Source organism: Citrobacter sp. Cf072 (assembly GCF_030334485.1).
Taxonomy (GTDB): Bacteria; Pseudomonadota; Gammaproteobacteria; order Enterobacterales; family Enterobacteriaceae; genus Citrobacter; species Citrobacter freundii.
In genome coordinates, this window is the sequence record NZ_JAOWDX010000045.1 from 313,424 (window position 1) to 331,493 (window position 18,070).

Annotated in this window: 15 protein-coding genes and 1 other RNA gene; 11 read left to right on the forward strand and 5 right to left on the reverse strand. The window is 50.5% G+C overall.

The window, feature by feature from the left end:
• Window positions 1-25: 25 nt before the first annotated feature.
• The 10 genes from rnpB to OGX66_RS13890 all read left to right on the forward strand — a co-directional run bounded on the left by rnpB (window position 26) and on the right by OGX66_RS13890 (window position 13,233).
• An RNA gene (rnpB, locus tag OGX66_RS13845) (RNase P RNA component class A) lies at window positions 26-402 on the forward strand.
• Window positions 403-1,478: 1,076 nt separating this feature from the next.
• Complete coding sequence (tdcA, locus tag OGX66_RS13850; protein ID WP_044714476.1) at window positions 1,479-2,417, forward strand: transcriptional regulator TdcA; 939 nt, start codon at window positions 1,479-1,481, stop codon at window positions 2,415-2,417.
• Window positions 2,418-2,515: 98 nt separating this feature from the next.
• On the forward strand, window positions 2,516-3,505 hold the full coding sequence (tdcB, locus tag OGX66_RS13855; protein WP_003024877.1) for a bifunctional threonine ammonia-lyase/L-serine ammonia-lyase TdcB: 990 nt from the start codon (window positions 2,516-2,518) through the stop codon (window positions 3,503-3,505).
• 22 nt (window positions 3,506-3,527) lie between these two features.
• Entirely contained in the window at window positions 3,528-4,859 is a 1,332-nt protein-coding gene (tdcC, locus tag OGX66_RS13860) for a threonine/serine transporter TdcC (protein WP_003024875.1), read from the forward strand.
• Window positions 4,860-4,890: 31 nt separating this feature from the next.
• Window positions 4,891-6,099, forward strand: coding sequence for a propionate kinase (tdcD, locus tag OGX66_RS13865; protein WP_057063540.1), 1,209 nt, complete (start codon window positions 4,891-4,893; stop codon window positions 6,097-6,099).
• A gap of 28 nt (window positions 6,100-6,127) precedes the next feature.
• On the forward strand, window positions 6,128-8,422 hold the full coding sequence (pflB, locus tag OGX66_RS13870) for a formate C-acetyltransferase (RefSeq protein ID WP_003024871.1): 2,295 nt from the start codon (window positions 6,128-6,130) through the stop codon (window positions 8,420-8,422).
• Window positions 8,423-8,435: 13 nt separating this feature from the next.
• Complete coding sequence (locus tag OGX66_RS13875) at window positions 8,436-8,831, forward strand: enamine/imine deaminase (RefSeq protein ID WP_003024870.1); 396 nt, start codon at window positions 8,436-8,438, stop codon at window positions 8,829-8,831.
• 87 nt (window positions 8,832-8,918) lie between these two features.
• Window positions 8,919-10,283, forward strand: a complete 1,365-nt coding sequence (gene tdcG / locus OGX66_RS13880; protein ID WP_071687208.1) for an L-serine ammonia-lyase — start codon at window positions 8,919-8,921, stop codon at window positions 10,281-10,283.
• 283 nt (window positions 10,284-10,566) lie between these two features.
• A complete protein-coding gene (locus OGX66_RS13885; RefSeq protein WP_003841510.1) occupies window positions 10,567-11,898 on the forward strand; it encodes an SLC5/6 family protein in 1,332 nt (443 codons plus the stop codon).
• A gap of 24 nt (window positions 11,899-11,922) precedes the next feature.
• A complete protein-coding gene (locus tag OGX66_RS13890) occupies window positions 11,923-13,233 on the forward strand; it encodes an L-cysteine desulfidase family protein (protein ID WP_003841509.1) in 1,311 nt (436 codons plus the stop codon).
• A 54-nt stretch (window positions 13,234-13,287) separates the two neighbouring features.
• On the opposite strand, the gene OGX66_RS13895 is transcribed toward OGX66_RS13890, so the two are convergent.
• Window positions 13,288-13,437: a protein YhaL gene (locus OGX66_RS13895; protein WP_003841507.1), complete on the reverse strand. Its 150-nt coding sequence runs from the start codon at window positions 13,435-13,437 to the stop codon at window positions 13,288-13,290.
• A 26-nt stretch (window positions 13,438-13,463) separates the two neighbouring features.
• Window positions 13,464-14,165, reverse strand: a complete 702-nt coding sequence (locus tag OGX66_RS13900) for a pirin family protein (RefSeq protein WP_003024860.1) — start codon at window positions 14,163-14,165, stop codon at window positions 13,464-13,466.
• 104 nt (window positions 14,166-14,269) lie between these two features.
• Between OGX66_RS13900 and yhaJ the strand changes: the two genes are divergently transcribed.
• Entirely contained in the window at window positions 14,270-15,166 is an 897-nt protein-coding gene (gene yhaJ, locus OGX66_RS13905; protein WP_003024855.1) for a DNA-binding transcriptional regulator YhaJ, read from the forward strand.
• Window positions 15,167-15,257: 91 nt separating this feature from the next.
• On the opposite strand, the gene OGX66_RS13910 is transcribed toward yhaJ, so the two are convergent.
• The 3 genes from OGX66_RS13910 to OGX66_RS13920 form a co-directional block, all read right to left on the reverse strand.
• Entirely contained in the window at window positions 15,258-15,617 is a 360-nt protein-coding gene (locus OGX66_RS13910) for a DUF805 domain-containing protein (RefSeq protein WP_003841504.1), read from the reverse strand.
• 217 nt (window positions 15,618-15,834) lie between these two features.
• Window positions 15,835-16,200, reverse strand: coding sequence for a DUF805 domain-containing protein (locus tag OGX66_RS13915; RefSeq protein ID WP_003841502.1), 366 nt, complete (start codon window positions 16,198-16,200; stop codon window positions 15,835-15,837).
• Between the two features lie 863 nt (window positions 16,201-17,063).
• Complete coding sequence (locus OGX66_RS13920) at window positions 17,064-18,050, reverse strand: glutathione S-transferase family protein (protein ID WP_088903031.1); 987 nt, start codon at window positions 18,048-18,050, stop codon at window positions 17,064-17,066.
• Window positions 18,051-18,070: the final 20 nt, after the last annotated feature.

Here is an 18,070-nt window from a genome sequence, read left to right on the forward strand (position 1 = left end):
CTGCAAACCCTCTATACTGCGCGCCGAAGCTGACCAGACAGTCGCCGCTTCGTCGTCGTCCTCTTCGGGGGAGACGGGCGGAGGGGAGGAAAGTCCGGGCTCCATAGGGCAGGGTGCCAGGTAACGCCTGGGGGGGAAACCCACGACCAGTGCAACAGAGAGCAAACCGCCGATGGCCCACGTAAGTGGGATCAGGTAAGGGTGAAAGGGTGCGGTAAGAGCGCACCGCGCGGCTGGTAACAGTCCGTGGCACGGTAAACTCCACCCGGAGCAAGGCCAAATAGGGGTTCACAAGGTACGGCCCGTACTGAACCCGGGTAGGCTGCTTGAGCCAGTGAGCGATTGCTGGCCTAGATGAATGACTGTCCACGACAGAACCCGGCTTATCGGTCAGCTTCACTCTTTATAAAACCCCGCTTCGGCGGGGTTTTTGCTTTCCGGATAGGCCAGATGAATGACTGTCCACGACGCTATGCTCAAAAGAACGCGGCTTATCGGTCAGCTCCACTCTTTATGAAACCCCGCTTCGGCGGGGTTTTTGCTTTCCGGATAGGCCAGATGAATGACTGTCCACGACGCTATACTTAAAAGAACGCGGCTTATCGGTCAGCTCCACTCTTTATGAAACCCCGCTTCGGCGGGGTTTTTGCTTTCTGGGCAGGTTGTTATGCCTGATGGCGCTGCGCTTATCAGGCCTACAGGGATGGCTGGAACGGGTTTTGTAGGCCGGATAAGGTGTTTACACCGCCATCCGGCAGACGTTATATCTGTCGCGTTACGCTTGGTTTAACACGACTCTGGCGTTTATTTTCTCTTCATCTACTCTTTATTTGACCTTTATTTATGCGCTGAATGTCTTTTATTTGAGGGAATGCGTTGTAGGGTATTTTCGTTTTTGTGATGGCTAGCACAAAACGCTGAGCGATACGTTTTTATCGAGAATAATCGAACGCAATCGATCGCCATCACAAAATTACGCGCTAATAAAGTGTACAAAATTAGTGTTAATGCAATGTTGCATATGATAATTATTTGTATTGTCTAGATTGAATTTTAATAAACGCAATGTTTCTTTACAAACAAATATGGCGAAAAAATGTGATGCATGGCGTTATTTAATCACCACAAACGGTAAAATATAATTATATTTGATAAATTACTCATTAAATTTAAGTGTCATTCTGCCCGATAATTGCGCTGTAATTGATTGAAATATAGCCTTTCCTGGTTTTTAGAAATAACAGATAAAATGGCGATGTTATAGCCATAAAAAATCGTTATCCCCCCATCTTTTTTTGATTAAAGTCAGGGTAAAGTGAGATATGTATTTCATATCCATATGATTTATAAGTGGTTTCATTTTTTATAATAGTCTTACAAAATGTAAGTCAAGGGGATTTGTGAGGGGTAGCACATATCCTTGTTTGCTTAATTTGGTACACTTCCTGCCGTCAACAAAGTAATTAACGCAGGTCGATATGAATACTATTACACTCCCTAAAACACAGCACTTAGTGGTCTTTCAGGAAGTCATTAGAAGCGGTTCTATCGGCTCAGCTGCAAAAGAATTAGGTTTAACTCAACCCGCTGTCAGTAAAATCATCAACGATGTTGAGGCTTATTTTGGTATTGAGTTAGTTGTACGTAAAAATACTGGTGTGACATTGACTCAGGCAGGTCAGGTGATGCTCTCATGGTCTGAATCAATTACCCGTGAAATGAAAAACATGGTTGATGAGATGAACAGCATGACGAGCAATGCGGTCGTTGATGTGTCGTTTGGTTTTCCTTCACTGATTGCCTTCACCATCATGTCCGGCATGATTAAAAAATTCAAAGAGGTATTCCCGAAAGCACAGGTTTCTATGTATGAAGCTCAGCTCTCCTCGTTCTTACCGGCAATCCGTGACGGGCGTCTGGATTTTGCCATCGGTACGCTGAGCGATGAGATGAAACTGCACGATCTGCATGTGGAGCCGCTCTTTGAGTCAGACTTTATCCTGGTTGCCAGCAAGTCCCGAACATGCACCGGCATCACCTCGCTGAGCGCGTTGAAAAACGAACAGTGGGTGTTGCCACAAACGAATATGGGGTACTACAGCGAACTTCTTACCACGTTACAGAATAATGGCATCAGCAGTGAAAACATCGTTAATACTGACTCCGTCGTCACCATTTATAATCTTGTTCTCAATGCTGATTTCTTAACAGTAATTCCCTGCGATATGACCACACCGTTTGGCTCAAACCAGTTTATTACTATCCCGGTACAAGAAACTTTACCCGTCGCGCGTTATGCCGCCGTGTGGTCGAAAAATTATCGAATTAAAAAAGCAGCATCTATTTTGGTGGAATTAGCCAAAGAGTATTCATCATATAATTGTCGGAGACGAAGGCAATTAATTGAAATTAATTAAAGATTGAAATTGTTTTAACAAAAAATAAACGCCATCTGTCTATATCTGACAATGGTCACGGCTATCTATTTACTTTAATACCCTAGTAAGAGGTTCTAATGCACATTACATACGATCTCCCAGTTGCAATTGAAGATATCCTCGAAGCGAAAAAAAGACTGGCGGGGAAAATTTATAAAACGGGAATGCCTCGCTCTAACTATTTTAGTGAACGTTGCAAAGGGGAAATTTTCCTCAAGTTTGAAAACATGCAGCGTACCGGTTCATTTAAAATCCGTGGCGCTTTTAACAAGCTCAGTTCCTTAACAGAAGCCGAAAGAATGAAGGGCGTGGTGGCTTGCTCTGCAGGTAACCATGCGCAAGGGGTTTCTCTCTCCTGCGCTATGCTCGGTATCGACGGCAAAGTGGTGATGCCGAAAGGCGCACCGAAGTCTAAAGTAGCGGCAACCTGCGATTATTCCGCGGAAGTTGTGCTGCATGGCGACAACTTCAACGACACCATCGCTAAGGTTAGCGAGATTGTGGAAACGGAAGGCCGTATCTTTATTCCACCATATGATGACCCGAAAGTTATTGCTGGCCAGGGCACTATTGGTCTGGAAATTCTGGAAGACCTGTACGATGTCGATAACGTGATTGTGCCAATTGGCGGTGGTGGTCTGATTGCGGGTATTGCGGTGGCAATTAAATCTATTAACCCGACCATTAAAATTATTGGCGTGCAGTCTGAAAACGTTCACGGCATGGCGGCTTCTTTCCACGCTGGAGAAATAACCACGCACCGAACGACCGGCACCCTGGCGGATGGTTGTGACGTCTCTCGCCCGGGTACTTTAACGTATGAAATCGTTCGTGAGTTGGTGGATGACATTGTCCTGGTCAGCGAAGATGAAATTCGCAACAGCATGGTGGCATTAATTCAGCGAAATAAAGTTGTAACTGAAGGTGCCGGTGCGCTGGCATGCGCAGCATTATTAAGCGGGAAATTAGATAGCTATATCCAGAACAGAAAAACAGTCAGCATTATTTCTGGCGGTAATATCGACCTTTCTCGTGTATCTCAAATTACTGGTTTAGTTGACGCTTAATATACTTCGTTGAGGATAGGATATGAGTACTACTGATAGCATTGTATCCAGCCAGACAAAACAGTCGTCCTGGCGCAAATCGGACACCACCTGGACACTGGGTTTATTTGGTACAGCCATCGGCGCTGGGGTGCTGTTCTTCCCCATCCGCGCAGGTTTTGGCGGACTGATCCCCATTCTGATCATGCTGGTGTTAGCATACCCCATCGCGTTCTATTGCCACCGTGCGCTGGCACGCCTGTGTCTTTCCGGTTCTAATCCTTCCGGTAACATCACAGAAACGGTTGAAGAGCACTTTGGTAAAACGGGCGGCGTGGTTATCACGTTCCTCTACTTCTTTGCGATTTGTCCGCTGCTGTGGATTTATGGCGTCACCATCACCAACACCTTTATGACCTTCTGGGAAAACCAGCTGCAAATGCCAGCATTGAACCGTGGCTTCGTGGCACTGTTCCTGTTGCTGCTGATGGCATTCGTCATCTGGTTTGGTAAAGATCTGATGGTTAAAGTGATGAGCTACCTGGTATGGCCGTTCATTGCCAGCCTGGTGCTTATCTCTCTGTCACTGATTCCTTACTGGAACTCAGCGGTTATCGATCAGGTTGATATCAGCAATATCGCTCTGACTGGCCATGACGGCATCCTGGTTACCGTATGGCTGGGTATTTCCATCATGGTGTTCTCTTTCAACTTTTCGCCAATCGTTTCTTCCTTCGTGGTCTCTAAACGCGAAGAGTATGAGAAAGATTTCGGTCGCGAATTTACCGAGCAGAAATGTTCTAAAATCATCTCCCGCGCCAGTATGCTGATGGTTGCGGTGGTAATGTTCTTCGCCTTTAGCTGCCTGTTCACGCTGTCTCCGGCAAACATGGCGGATGCGAAAGCGCAGAACATTCCAGTACTGTCTTATCTGGCGAACCACTTCGCTTCACTGTCCGGGACGAAGTCCACCTTCGCGACCGTTCTGGAATACGGTGCTTCTATTATCGCCCTGGTTGCTATCTTCAAATCGTTCTTCGGCCACTACCTGGGTACGCTGGAAGGTCTGAACGGTCTGGTGCTGAAGTTTGGTTACAAAGGCGATAAAACCAAAGTTTCCGCCGGCAAACTGAACACCATCAGCATGATCTTCATCATGGGCTCCACCTGGGTTGTGGCTTACGCCAACCCGAACATCCTGGACCTTATTGAAGCAATGGGCGCGCCGATTATTGCCTCTCTGCTCTGCCTGCTGCCGATGTATGCCATCCGTAAAGCGCCATCACTGGCGAAATACCGTGGCCGTCTGGATAACGTGTTTGTTACCGTGATTGGTCTGCTGACTATCCTGAACATTGTCTACAAACTGTTTTAATCCTTAAGCTCAGGATGAGCGGAGTAGTGAAATGAATGAGTTTCCGGTAGTACTGGTTATTAACTGTGGTTCGTCTTCCATTAAATTCTCAGTGCTGGATGCAGCTAACTGTGAAGTTTTAATGGCGGGAATCGCGGACGGTATTAACTCTGAAAATGCGTTCATAGCAATTAATGGAGGAGAGCCAGCTAAGCTGGCTCACCACAGCTACGAAGACGCATTAAAAGCAATTGCCGTTGAACTAGAGAAACGTAATTTAATGGACAGCGTGGCCTTAATTGGCCACCGCATTGCCCACGGCGGAAATATCTTTACCGAATCAGCAATTATTACTGACGAAGTTATCGATAATATCCGCCGGGTATCGCCGCTAGCACCGTTACATAATTATGCGAACCTGAGTGGGATCGAATCTGCTCAGCACCTTTTCCCTGGCCGACAGCAGGTTGCGGTATTTGATACCAGCTTCCACCAGACGATGGCCCCTGAAGCCTATTTGTACGGTTTACCGTGGAAATATTTCGAAGAGTTGGGCGTTCGTCGTTACGGCTTCCATGGTACGTCGCATCGCTATGTTTCTCAGCAAGCGCATAACCTTCTTGACCTGCAGAGTGATGACTCGGGTCTGGTTGTGGCTCACCTGGGGAACGGTGCGTCAATCTGTGCGGTGCGTAACGGGCAGAGCGTTGATACCTCAATGGGCATGACGCCGCTGGAAGGGTTGATGATGGGGACACGCAGCGGCGACGTCGATTTCGGCGCGATGGCGTGGATTGCCAGCGAAACCAACCAGACGCTGAGCGACCTTGAGCGCGTAGTGAATAAAGAGTCCGGTTTACTGGGTATTTCCGGTTTGTCTTCTGACTTACGTACGTTAGAAAAAGCCTGGCACGAGGGACATGAGCGTGCGCAGCTGGCGATTAAAACGTTTGTGCATCGTATCGCGCGTCATATCGCCGGCCATGCCGCATCGTTGCATCGTCTTGATGGGATTATTTTCACTGGTGGAATAGGTGAGAACTCGGTATTAATTCGTCGTCTGGTTATTGAGCACCTTGCCGTTTTAGGCGTGAATATCGACAACGAAATGAATAGTCTGCCAAATTCCCATGGTGAAAGAATTATCTCAAATAAAGATGCTCGTGTTATTTGTGCGGTTATTCCCACAAATGAAGAGAAAATGATTGCACGTGATGCCATTGCGTTAGGCAAAATTAATACTCCAGTAGCATTTGCATAATTAATTTTCAGCAGAGAGATTATTTTTCATGAAGGTAAATATCGATACCAGCGATATGCTGTATGCCGAAGCCTGGAATGGCTTTAAAGGTACGGACTGGAAAGAAGAAATTAATGTCCGTGATTTTATTCAGCACAACTATACGCCTTATGAAGGGGATGAATCTTTCCTCGCCGAAGCAACGCCTGCGACCACTGCATTGTGGGAAAAAGTGATGGCGGGCATCCGTATTGAAAACTCGACGCACGCGCCGGTTGATTTCGATACTAATATTGCTACCACGATAACCGCGCATGATGCGGGTTATATTGAACAAGAACTGGAAAAAATCGTTGGTCTGCAAACGGATAAGCCGCTCAAGCGCGCTCTGCATCCGTTTGGTGGCATCAACATGATCAAAAGCTCTTTTGATGCTTATGGTCGTGAGATGGATGCTGATTTTGAATACCAGTTTACTGAACTGCGTAAAACCCATAACCAGGGCGTATTCGACGCCTACTCTCCGGATATGCTGCGCTGCCGTAAATCCGGCGTGCTGACCGGTCTGCCGGACGGCTATGGTCGTGGCCGTATCATCGGTGACTATCGCCGCGTGGCGCTGTACGGTATTCGCTACCTGGTGCGCGAGCGTGAACTGCAGTTTGCCGATCTCCAGTCGAACCTGGAGTGGGGCCAGAATCTTGAAGCCACGATTCGTCTGCGTGAAGAGCTGTCTGAGCACCGTCGCGCTCTGCTGCAAATGCAGGAAATGGCTGCGAAGTATGGCTGCGATATCTCCCGCCCGGCGCGTAATGCGCAAGAAGCGGTGCAGTGGGTGTACTTTGCTTACCTGGCTGCGGTGAAATCGCAGAACGGCGGCGCGATGTCGCTGGGCCGTACCGCATCGTTCCTAGACATCTACATTGAGCGCGATTTCAAAGCGGGGATTTTAAACGAGCAGCAGGCGCAGGAGCTGATCGACCACTTCATTATGAAGATCCGAATGGTGCGCTTCCTGCGTACGCCGGAATTCGACACCTTGTTCTCAGGCGACCCTATCTGGGCGACCGAAGTTATCGGTGGTATGGGGCTTGATGGCCGCACGCTGGTGACGAAGAACTCGTTCCGCTATCTGCATACGCTGCACACCATGGGCCCGGCACCAGAGCCGAACCTGACGGTGCTGTGGTCTGAACAGCTACCAATCGCCTTTAAAAAGTACGCTGCCCAGGTGTCTATCATCACCTCGTCTTTGCAGTATGAAAACGACGATTTGATGCGTGCCGACTTTGACAGCGATGACTATGCCATTGCCTGCTGCGTCAGCCCGATGGTTATCGGCAAACAAATGCAGTTCTTCGGGGCGCGTGCCAACCTCGCCAAAACGTTGCTGTACGCAATCAACGGCGGTGTGGATGAGAAGCTGAAAATCCAGGTCGGGCCGAAAACGGCACCGCTGATGGATGACGTGCTGGACTACGACACGGTGATGGAGAGCCTGGACCACTTTATGGACTGGCTGGCCGTGCAGTACATCAGCGCGCTGAACATCATCCACTACATGCACGACAAGTACAGCTACGAAGCATCGCTGATGGCGCTGCACGATCGTGATGTCTATCGCACGATGGCCTGTGGTATGGCGGGTCTGTCCGTGGCGGCGGATTCTCTGTCGGCTATCAAATATGCTCGCGTGAAACCGATTCGCGATGAAAACGGTCTGGCGATTGATTTTGAAATCGAAGGAGACTATCCGCAATACGGCAACAACGACGAGCGCGTAGACAGTATTGCCTGTGATCTGGTCGAGCGCTTTATGAAGAAAATTAAAGTGTTGCCAACCTACCGTAACGCGGTGCCGACGCAGTCCATTCTGACCATCACCTCCAACGTGGTGTACGGACAGAAAACTGGTAACACGCCGGACGGACGTCGCGCAGGTACGCCGTTTGCGCCAGGGGCAAACCCGATGCACGGCCGCGATCGTAAAGGTGCGGTGGCGTCGTTAACCTCGGTCGCCAAACTGCCGTTCACCTATGCCAAAGACGGTATCTCGTACACCTTCTCCATTGTACCGGCAGCGCTGGGCAAAGAGGATGGAGTGCGTAAAACCAACCTGGTCGGTCTGCTGGACGGTTACTTCCACCATGAAGCGCATGTGGAAGGTGGTCAGCATCTGAACGTTAACGTTATGAATCGTGAAATGTTGATGGATGCCATTGAGCACCCGGAAAACTATCCGAACCTGACGATCCGCGTGTCTGGCTATGCGGTGCGCTTCAACGCGCTGACCCGCGAACAGCAGCAGGATGTTATTTCACGTACTTTCACCCAGGCGCTCTGACGCCGGAGGGACTATGAGAAAAGTTATTGCAACCGAATGTGCGCCAGGGGCTATCGGGCCTTACGTACAGGGTGTGGATCTGGGCAGCATGGTGTTGACGTCAGGTCAAATCCCGGTGTGTCCACAGACCGGTGAAGTGGCTGAAAACGTATCCGATCAGGCGCGTCAAAGCCTGGAAAACGTGAAAGCGATTGTCGAGTCTGCAGGTTTGAAAGTGAGCGATATCGTCAAGACCACCGTTTTCGTTTCCGACCTGAACGACTTCGCCACCATCAATCAGGTTTACCAGCAGTTCTTTGATGAGCATAAGGCAATCTACCCTACACGCAGCTGCGTGCAGGTCGCCCGCTTACCAAAGGATGTGAAGCTGGAGATTGAAGCCATCGCCGTACGTGGCGACACGCTGTAATCCCTTGCGGGGCGATCTCAGGATCGCCCCGATCCTTAATGAGTGTGAAACCTGGTCTTCACTGAACGGCAATCCGAGGGTGTGGATATGATTAGCGCATTCGATATTTTCAAGATTGGCATTGGACCTTCCAGCTCCCATACCGTGGGGCCAATGAACGCTGGTAAAAGCTTTATCGATCTGTTGGTCAGCTGCGGGGAACTTTCCAAGGCTACACATATTGTGGTCGATCTTTATGGATCGCTTTCCCTGACCGGAAAAGGTCATGCAACAGATGTCGCCATCATGATGGGACTGGCAGGTAACAGTCCGCAAAATGTTAATATAGATTCAATCGCTGGTTTTACTCAGGAAGTGGCCCGTACCGGACGTTTACCGGTTGCAGGGGGCACGCATGTTGTCAATTTCATTCCAGACGAAAATATTCTCTTTCATGCCGAAACGCTGCCACGCCATGAAAATGGCATGCGTATCACCGCATGGAACGGCACCGAGACGCTATTAAGCAAAACCTATTACTCCATCGGCGGTGGTTTTATCGTTGAAGAGGAGCAATTTGGTCAGGCGCATGATGTTGAAGCACACGTGCCCTACAATTTTCATTCCGCCAGCGAACTGCTGAAACTGTGCGAGCGCAACGGGCTGTCTGTTTCCGGCCTGATGATGCAAAACGAACTGGCGATGCGCAGCAAAGAAGAAATCGATGCTGGCTTTGCTGCCATTTGGGACGTTATGCACGCTGGAATTGAGCGCGGCATGAACACCGAAGGCGTTCTGCCGGGTCCACTGAACGTCCCGCGCCGCGCCGTGGCATTACGTCGGTTGCTGGTTTCCAGCGATAACCTGTCCAGCGACCCGATGAACGTGATCGACTGGATCAACATGTTCGCGCTGGCCGTGAGCGAAGAAAACGCCGCCGGATGCCGGGTTGTGACGGCACCGACCAACGGAGCATGTGGGATTATCCCTGCTGTCCTGGCCTATTACGACAAGTTCCGCCGCCCGGTGAATGCAAACTCCATTGCCCGCTACTTACTGGCCGCGGGGGCGATAGGCGCGCTGTATAAGATGAATGCCTCGATTTCGGGTGCCGAAGTGGGTTGCCAGGGGGAAATTGGCGTCGCTTGTTCAATGGCAGCAGCCGGGCTGACCGAGTTGCTCGGCGGTAGCCCGTCTCAGGTGTGTATTGCGGCGGAAATCGCCATGGAGCATAACCTGGGACTGACCTGCGATCCGGTCGCCGGACAAGTGCAAATACCATGTATTGAGCGCAATGCGATCAACGCGGTAAAAGCCGTCAACGCCGCGCGTATGGCGCTACGTCGAACATCTGAGCCACGCGTTTCGCTCGATAAAGTGATCGAGACCATGTATGAAACGGGCAAAGATATGAACGACAAATACCGTGAAACGTCACGTGGTGGTCTGGCTATCAAAGTGATTTGCACTTAACTAAATTTGTGTTTATTTCTCCTTTGGGCGCACTTGAGTGCGCCCTTTTTTTTGTTGTGATCCGCTTCAAAAAGAGAAATTAATCCCATTTTGTAAATATAAAATAGAAAAACTTTATTAAACATTATGAAATGAGGGGGTATTTATGTGAAGTTTTTCTCTGACCCTCGGCGTATGATTTCTCCATTCTAACGAACTCGCCTGCACGACTCGTACCGCGTATCGCATTGATGCGGAACGGAAAAATAATAAAACCTTACCCTACATTTTGAGCGAGATTTTTATGGAAACGGCAACGAATAACAGCGTAATACTCGACGCATCTGCTCCGGCGCGTCGGGCGGGGATGACCGAAAGTGAATGGCGTGAAGCCATTAAATTCGACAGCATGGACACCGGCTGGGTCATTATGAGTATCGGTATGGCGATTGGTGCGGGGATTGTTTTTCTTCCTGTCCAGGTCGGGTTAATGGGGCTGTGGGTGTTCTTGCTGTCCTCTATCATTGGCTACCCAGCCATGTATCTGTTCCAGCGTCTGTTTATCAATACGCTGGCTGAGTCCCCGGAATGTAAAGATTACCCAAGCGTGATCAGCGGTTACCTGGGTAAAAACTGGGGCATCCTGTTAGGTGCGTTGTACTTTGTGATGCTGGTAATCTGGATGTTCGTCTACTCCACCGCCATCACCAACGATAGCGCCTCTTACCTGCATACTTTTGGCGTTACTGAAGGTTTACTGTCCGACAGCCCGTTCTATGGCCTGGTGCTGATTTGCATCCTGGTGGCCATCTCGTCACGCGGGGAAAAACTGCTGTTTAAAATCTCCACCGGCATGGTGCTGACCAAACTGCTGGTAGTGGCAGCGCTTGGCGTATCGATGGTTGGGATGTGGCATTTGTATAACGTAGGTTTACTGCCGCCGATGGCGCTGCTGATCAAAAACGCGATCATAACGTTGCCATTTACGCTGACCTCAATTCTGTTTATTCAGACATTAAGCCCGATGGTTATCTCGTATCGTTCTCGCAACAAATCCATTGAAGTGGCGCGCCATAAAGCCCTGCGAGCGATGAATATCGCGTTCGGCATTCTGTTCGTGACCGTCTTTTTCTACGCCGTTTCCTTCACGTTGGCGATGGGCCATGACGAAGCGGTTAAAGCTTATGAGCAGAATATTTCCGCTCTGGCGATTGCCGCGCAGTTTATCAGCGGTGCGGGTGCTGGTTGGGTGAAAATCGTCAGCGTTGTTCTGAACATCTTTGCCGTTATGACCGCTTTCTTCGGCGTCTACTTAGGTTTCCGTGAAGCGACTCAGGGGATCGTAATGAACGTGCTGCGCCGCAAAATGCCAGCCGAGAAAATCAACGAAACCCTGGTTCAGCGCGGCATTATGGTTTTCGCCATCCTGCTGGCCTGGAGCGCAATTGTGCTCAATGCGCCGGTGCTGAGCTTCACCTCTATTTGTAGTCCTATCTTCGGCATGGTGGGTTGTCTGATCCCGGCCTGGCTGGTCTACAAAGTTCCTTCACTGCACAAATACAAAGGCGCTTCCCTGTATCTGATTATTATCACGGGCCTGCTGCTGTGCGTTTCTCCGTTCCTGGCATTTTCCTGAGTTATCTGAGCAAAGGTTGTTGTTATGTTTGAGACTACATTGAATCCATTATGGGATAGTTTTATCCGCGCGGTACAGGAAGAGGTTAAGCCTGCGCTGGGTTGTACGGAACCTATCTCTCTGGCGCTGGCGGCAGCGGTCGCATCCTCTGAGCTGGACGGCGCGGTTGAACGTATTGATGCGTGGGTCTCACCGAACCTGATGAAAAACGGCATGGGCGTTACCGTGCCGGGTACCGGAATGGTCGGGTTACCTGTCGCGGCGGCGCTGGGTGCGCTGGGGGGAAATGCCCGTGCTGGTTTAGAGGTACTGAAAGATGCGTCGCCCCAAGCAATCGCTGATGCGAAAGCGATGTTGAGCGCTGGCAAGGTTGCGGTGATGCTGCAGGAACCTTGCGAGGATATCCTCTTTTCCCGCGCGAAGGTTTACAGCGCTGAAGGATGGGCGTGCGTGACGATTGTGGGCGGTCATACCAACATAGTCCACATCGAGACCAATAAGGGTGTAGTGTTCACCACAGAACAGAATGCTCAGGAAGAGGAGCTGGAGTCGCCGCTGGCGGTATTATCTCACACCTCGCTGGAAGAGATTCTGGCGTTCGTGAACGCGGTACCGTTTGAGTCGATCCGCTTTATTCTTGATGCGGCAAAGCTGAACGGTGCGCTGTCTCAGGAAGGGCTGCGTGGTAACTGGGGCTTGCACATCGGAACCACACTTGAGAAGCAGTGCGCGCGTGGTCTGCTGGCGAACGATCTCTCCACCTCTATTCTGATCCGCACCAGTGCGGCATCGGATGCGCGAATGGGCGGGGCGACGCTGCCGGCCATGAGCAACTCCGGATCCGGCAATCAGGGTATTACCGCGACTGTTCCGGTCATGGTGGTGGCCGAGCACTTTGGCGCGGATGAGGAGAAACTGGCACGTGCGCTAATGTTGTCTCACCTGAGCGCTATCTACATCCATCATCAGCTTCCTCGTTTGTCTGCGCTGTGCGCAGCAACCACGGCGGCGATGGGTGCAGCAGCGGGGATGGCATGGATCGTGGATGGCCGCTACAACACCATCGCGATGGCGATCAGCAGCATGATTGGCGACGTGAGCGGAATGATTTGCGATGGCGCTTCAAACAGCTGCGCGATGAAAGTCTCAACCAGCGCATCTGCGGCGTGGAAAGCGGTACTGATGGCACTGGATGATACTGCCGTAACCGGAAACGAAGGGATTGTGGCGCATAACGTGGAACAATCTATCGCTAACCTGTGTGCGCTGGCGTGTCGTTCGATGCAGGAAACCGACAAGCAGATCATTGAGATCATGGCCAGTAAGGCGCATTAATCTTCAGGTCGGGTAAGGCGTTGCCGCCACCCGGCATAAGTCTAAGCCGCCTTTTCAGGCGGCTTCTTCGTCTTCCAGCCGTAGTTCGGCATCGGCCACAATCGCTTCCAGCTCTGTCAGCATTTCTTCATAGCCGAAGGCAACTGTTTCCTGTTTTTTCAGCTCAACCTGCGGCTGGCGTTTTTTTGATGATTTCTTACTCAATAGTCGTACTCCATTGTTTTCCCTGACTATACGGGCAAATCTATCAGCAAAGCGCGCAGCGGGGTATCGGCGACTAACGTTATGTTAGTTTCGTCACGAATAAATGCCCCATCGCCACAGGTGAGCGCTTCTTTTTCGGCACCAGACGTCACCGCATGGAATCTGCCGTGAATCGACTGTAAATAAGCGCGTGGCCCATGTAACTGAAAACTCAGCGATTCACCTTGCTGCAGTTCAACGTGGTGCACCCATACCTGTTGGCGCAGATGCAGGCTGCCTTGTTCACCGTCCGGCGAGGCCAGCAGCTGATGCTTACCGGTACCCAGCGTGGCTTTCTGTACGCAGGCGTTTTCACGCTGCGGGCAGGCGTCCAGCCAGAGCTGCATCCGCGTTAACGGTTTGTCTTTGCTGATATTGTGTTCGCTATAGCTAATCCCGGGCTGTGTCGCGAGCAGTAAAACTTCTCCTGCTTTGGCCTTGATATGGTTGCCTTCGCTGTCTCGGTACTCCGCTTCCCCTTCGAGGATCAGATTGACGATATCCACCTTCGGATAGGTCCGTGGCTGGAAAGAGGCCCCCGGTGCCAGAACTTCCTGGTTCAGAACACGCAGCGAGGCATAACCCAGCAGTTTAGGATCAAAATAGTGTCCAAAGGAGAAGGTATAACGGGCCTGCAGCCAGCCGTAGTCTGCTTGCCCGCATTGTTTGGCTGTACGGGTAGTAATCATAGTTCTTGACCTCTCTTTACTTCCTTTTATGTTAAATGGCTAGACGCTGCATTGTTAGCCAGATATTCTGCCTGGTATGTTCAAATTTCCTGAATGAGAACGAGATGGCTAAAGAAAGGGCTTTAACGCTTGAGGCGTTACGCGTCATGGACGCAATAGACAGGCGCGGCAGCTTTGCCGCCGCAGCGGACGAACTGGGGCGCGTGCCTTCCGCACTTAGCTATACCATGCAGAAGCTGGAGGAAGAGCTGGACGTAGTGCTGTTTGACCGTTCAGGCCACCGTACAAAATTCACTAACGTCGGGCGTATGCTGCTGGAGCGTGGGCGCGTACTGCTGGAAGCTGCGGATAAGCTGACTACCGATGCCGAAGCGTTGGCTCGCGGATGGGAAACGCATTTGACTATCGTTACCGAAGCACTGGTGCCAACGGCGGCGTTTTTCCCGCTGATCGACAGACTGGCTGGGAAGGCCAATACCCAGCTTTCCGTCATTACCGAAGTTCTGGCCGGGGCGTGGGAGCGTCTTGAGCAGGGGCGGGCGGATATCGTGATTGCGCCGGATATGCATTTTCGCTCATCTTCCGAAATCAACTCGCGCAAGCTGTACTCACTGATGAACGTGTATGTGGCGGCACCGGATCATCCTATCCACCAGGAGCCGGAACCGTTATCGGAAGTCACCCGTGTGAAATACCGTGGGATCGCTGTGGCGGATACCGCACGTGAACGTCCGGTGCTGACCGTTCAACTGCTGGATAAACAGCCGCGTCTGACGGTGAGTACGATAGAAGATAAACGTCAGGCGCTGTTGGCCGGATTGGGCGTAGCGACAATGCCGTACCCGCTGGTGGAAGAGGATATTGCAGCTGGTCGACTGCGGGTCGTTAGTCCGGAATCGACAAGCGAGATAGATATTATTATGGCCTGGCGTCGTGACAGCATGGGCGAGGCGAAATCCTGGTGTCTGCGAGAAATTCCCAAGCTGTTTGCGGGTAAATAATCTACGTCTGTGAATGATTGCAGTTCGGATTATTTCGGGGGCAGATTTCAGTGCAAATCGGGGCAATAAAATAATTGCCCCGCGAAATAAATTAATTAATTTCGTTTTGCTTCGGATCGTTGCCGTAGCGGTTGCTGCCGGAAGTCCCGTTTTGGCAGAAAAATACCAGCAGAATAATGGAGCCGATGACTGGAATTAACATGAGCCACATCCAGTGACCAGAACGCTCTGTATCATGCAGACGGCGAACGCCAACGGCAATGCTTGGTAGAAGTACGGCCAGGCTATAGATCAGTGAGAGTGCCGGAATTTCCATACCGATTACGGATTGAATGACGTTCAGAATGGCGCTGATAATCACGCTAATCAGAATAAACATCCAGTATTCTTTACGACGCGCGCGACCAGAGAATTCCACATAATTTTTTAAAACCTGTAAATACCACTGCATAAAATATCCCTATTTATCTTAAGAAAACAAAAAAATGTAGCACATGAACCTGTAAAGATCATGATTATTATTAAAAATAGGATATTTTACTAGTAGTATTTTTTATGTTTATATTTATGGATAAAATATATAAATTAATTATTGTTGGTAGTAGTCTAATAAATATTTTTCTTGTTATGAATAAAAAGGCAGAATAGTTTTCTGCCTTTTTGAATATCTACGAAAGTTGCTTCGGGTTTTCGCCAAATCGGTTTTCACCCGGCGTGCCATCCTGACAGTTGAAAATGATGATGACCAACCAGCCGACGATCGGGATCAATAGCACCAGCAGCCACCAGGCTGAACGGTCGGTGTCATGTAAACGCCGGAACTGTACCGCCCACCACGGGATAAAGACCAGAACCCCGTAAATCGTCGTTAATATGCCTTCTCCTCCGGCGCGCTCCCAGCCAAACATTCTGTCCAGAATGCCCAGCACGAACGTGAAGATGATGTTGACCAGCACAAACATCCAGTATTCTTTACGACGCGCGCGGCCACCAAAACCAAAGTAATTCTTTAATACGTTTAAATACCAATCCATTTTTGCCTCGTTCTGCGTTCAATTACTTGTTTTTAAAGCAATCAAATTAAGAATAGCTGCGAATGGAATGCTGGTAAATATTTGTGTTGTTAATTATTTGGCCTCCAAACGGGCAATGCCGATCAGTTAAGCATGTATGGTGAACATGTGATTCTTGCTCAGGGTTCCGTTCACCTCATGTGCGTTGCTTCTCTGATATCTTTATACCCGTGAACGGGCAAGGGAGGCTCACCGCCGCCTCCCTTGCAACCCAGGCTCCCGGCGGGAAAATCGTCGCTGCGCGATGTATTCGTCTTATTCCGTCTGCCTGTCGGGTCGGGGCCGAGCCTGCGTCCATGCAGGCCGTCCCCTCTGCCCGCATCCCTGCGGGCAGCCCCGGTCAGCCGTCAACGCCTCATCGATTTTCAGCCGGACCGGGGTCATCGCTGTAATGCTCTGACTTCCAGTTAAATCTGATTTGCTGTTCAGATATATTCAAAAAAACGCAGATGGTCTGGTGTGGGCTGGTCCGGCTGAAAATCGCCGACGTGTTTCCGTAAGGCCGGGAGAACCCGCATGGATGCGGGTTCAGGGCGCGTTTTACAGGGACGTTTCCTCGTGCCCGACCCGGTAGCCTGGAGGAATAAGCGGAGGGTATTGCATAGCAACAATTTTCCTGCCGGGAGCCGGGATTGTAAAGGGCGTGGCGGAGAACGCCCTTTACACGTTCACAGGAATCGGTGCTTCAGAGAAACGATGAACATGAGGTGAACGGAACCCTTTCCCTGAAATAGCATATTCATTACCTCCGCCAGCACATGTTGATGCCTTTCGAAACTGAGGCGTTAACTGAACAGCATTACCCAAACGGAGGCCAGTGTAAATCAGGCGAAACGCTCGTCACGCCCATGAGGTTCGCTGAGATCCTGCCACGGGCCGATTGAAATAATACCGGTCGGGTTGATTGTTTTGTGGCTACGGAAGTAGTGATGACGGATATGGTCAAAGTTGACGGTCTCCGCAATGCCCGGCATCTGGTAGATATCGCGCAGAAAACCGTACAGATTCAGGTAGTCACTGATGCGGTGTTTGTCGCACTTGAAGTGGGTGACATAAACCGGATCAAAGCGCACCAGCGTGGTCCACAGGCGAATATCGGCCTCAGTTAGCTGGTCACCGGTCAGGAAGCGATGCTGACCCAGGATCTGCTCCAGTCGTGCCAGAGATTGAAAGACTTTTTCCACGGCATCGTCGTAGGCTTCCTGGCTGGTGGCAAATCCCGCTTTATACACGCCGTTATTGACGTTGTCATAAATCCAGCCGTTCAGCTCGTCGATTTTGCTTTGCAGGGCAGGTGGATAGTAATCCCCGGCTTTCGCACCCAGCGCATCAAACGCAGTGTTAAACATGCGGATGATTTCTGCAGATTCGTTGCTGACAATAGTGTGGTTTTTTTTGTCCCACAGTACCGGAACGGTCACCCGGCCGCTGTAGTGCGGATCGGCGTGTAAATAGAGCTGATAAAGAAATTCGTGCTGATACAGGGTATCGCCGGTTGCCGCTGGGAAGTTGTCGTCAAAGGTCCAGCCGTTTTCCAGCATTAGCGGATGCACAACGGAAACGGAAATAAACGGTTCCAGCCCTTTAAGTTTACGCAAAATCAGTGTGCGATGCGCCCACGGACAGGCCAGAGAAACGTACAGATGATAACGGTCTTTTTCGGCAGCAAAGCCACCTTCACCGGTCTGGCCAGGCGTGCCATCTTCGGTGAGCCAGTTACGGAAAGCCGATGCAGAACGTTGAAATTTCCCACCGGTTGATTTGGTATCGTACCAGGTGTCATGCCAGATGCCGTCAATCAGTTGTCCCATGATTTTCGTCTCCTCAGATA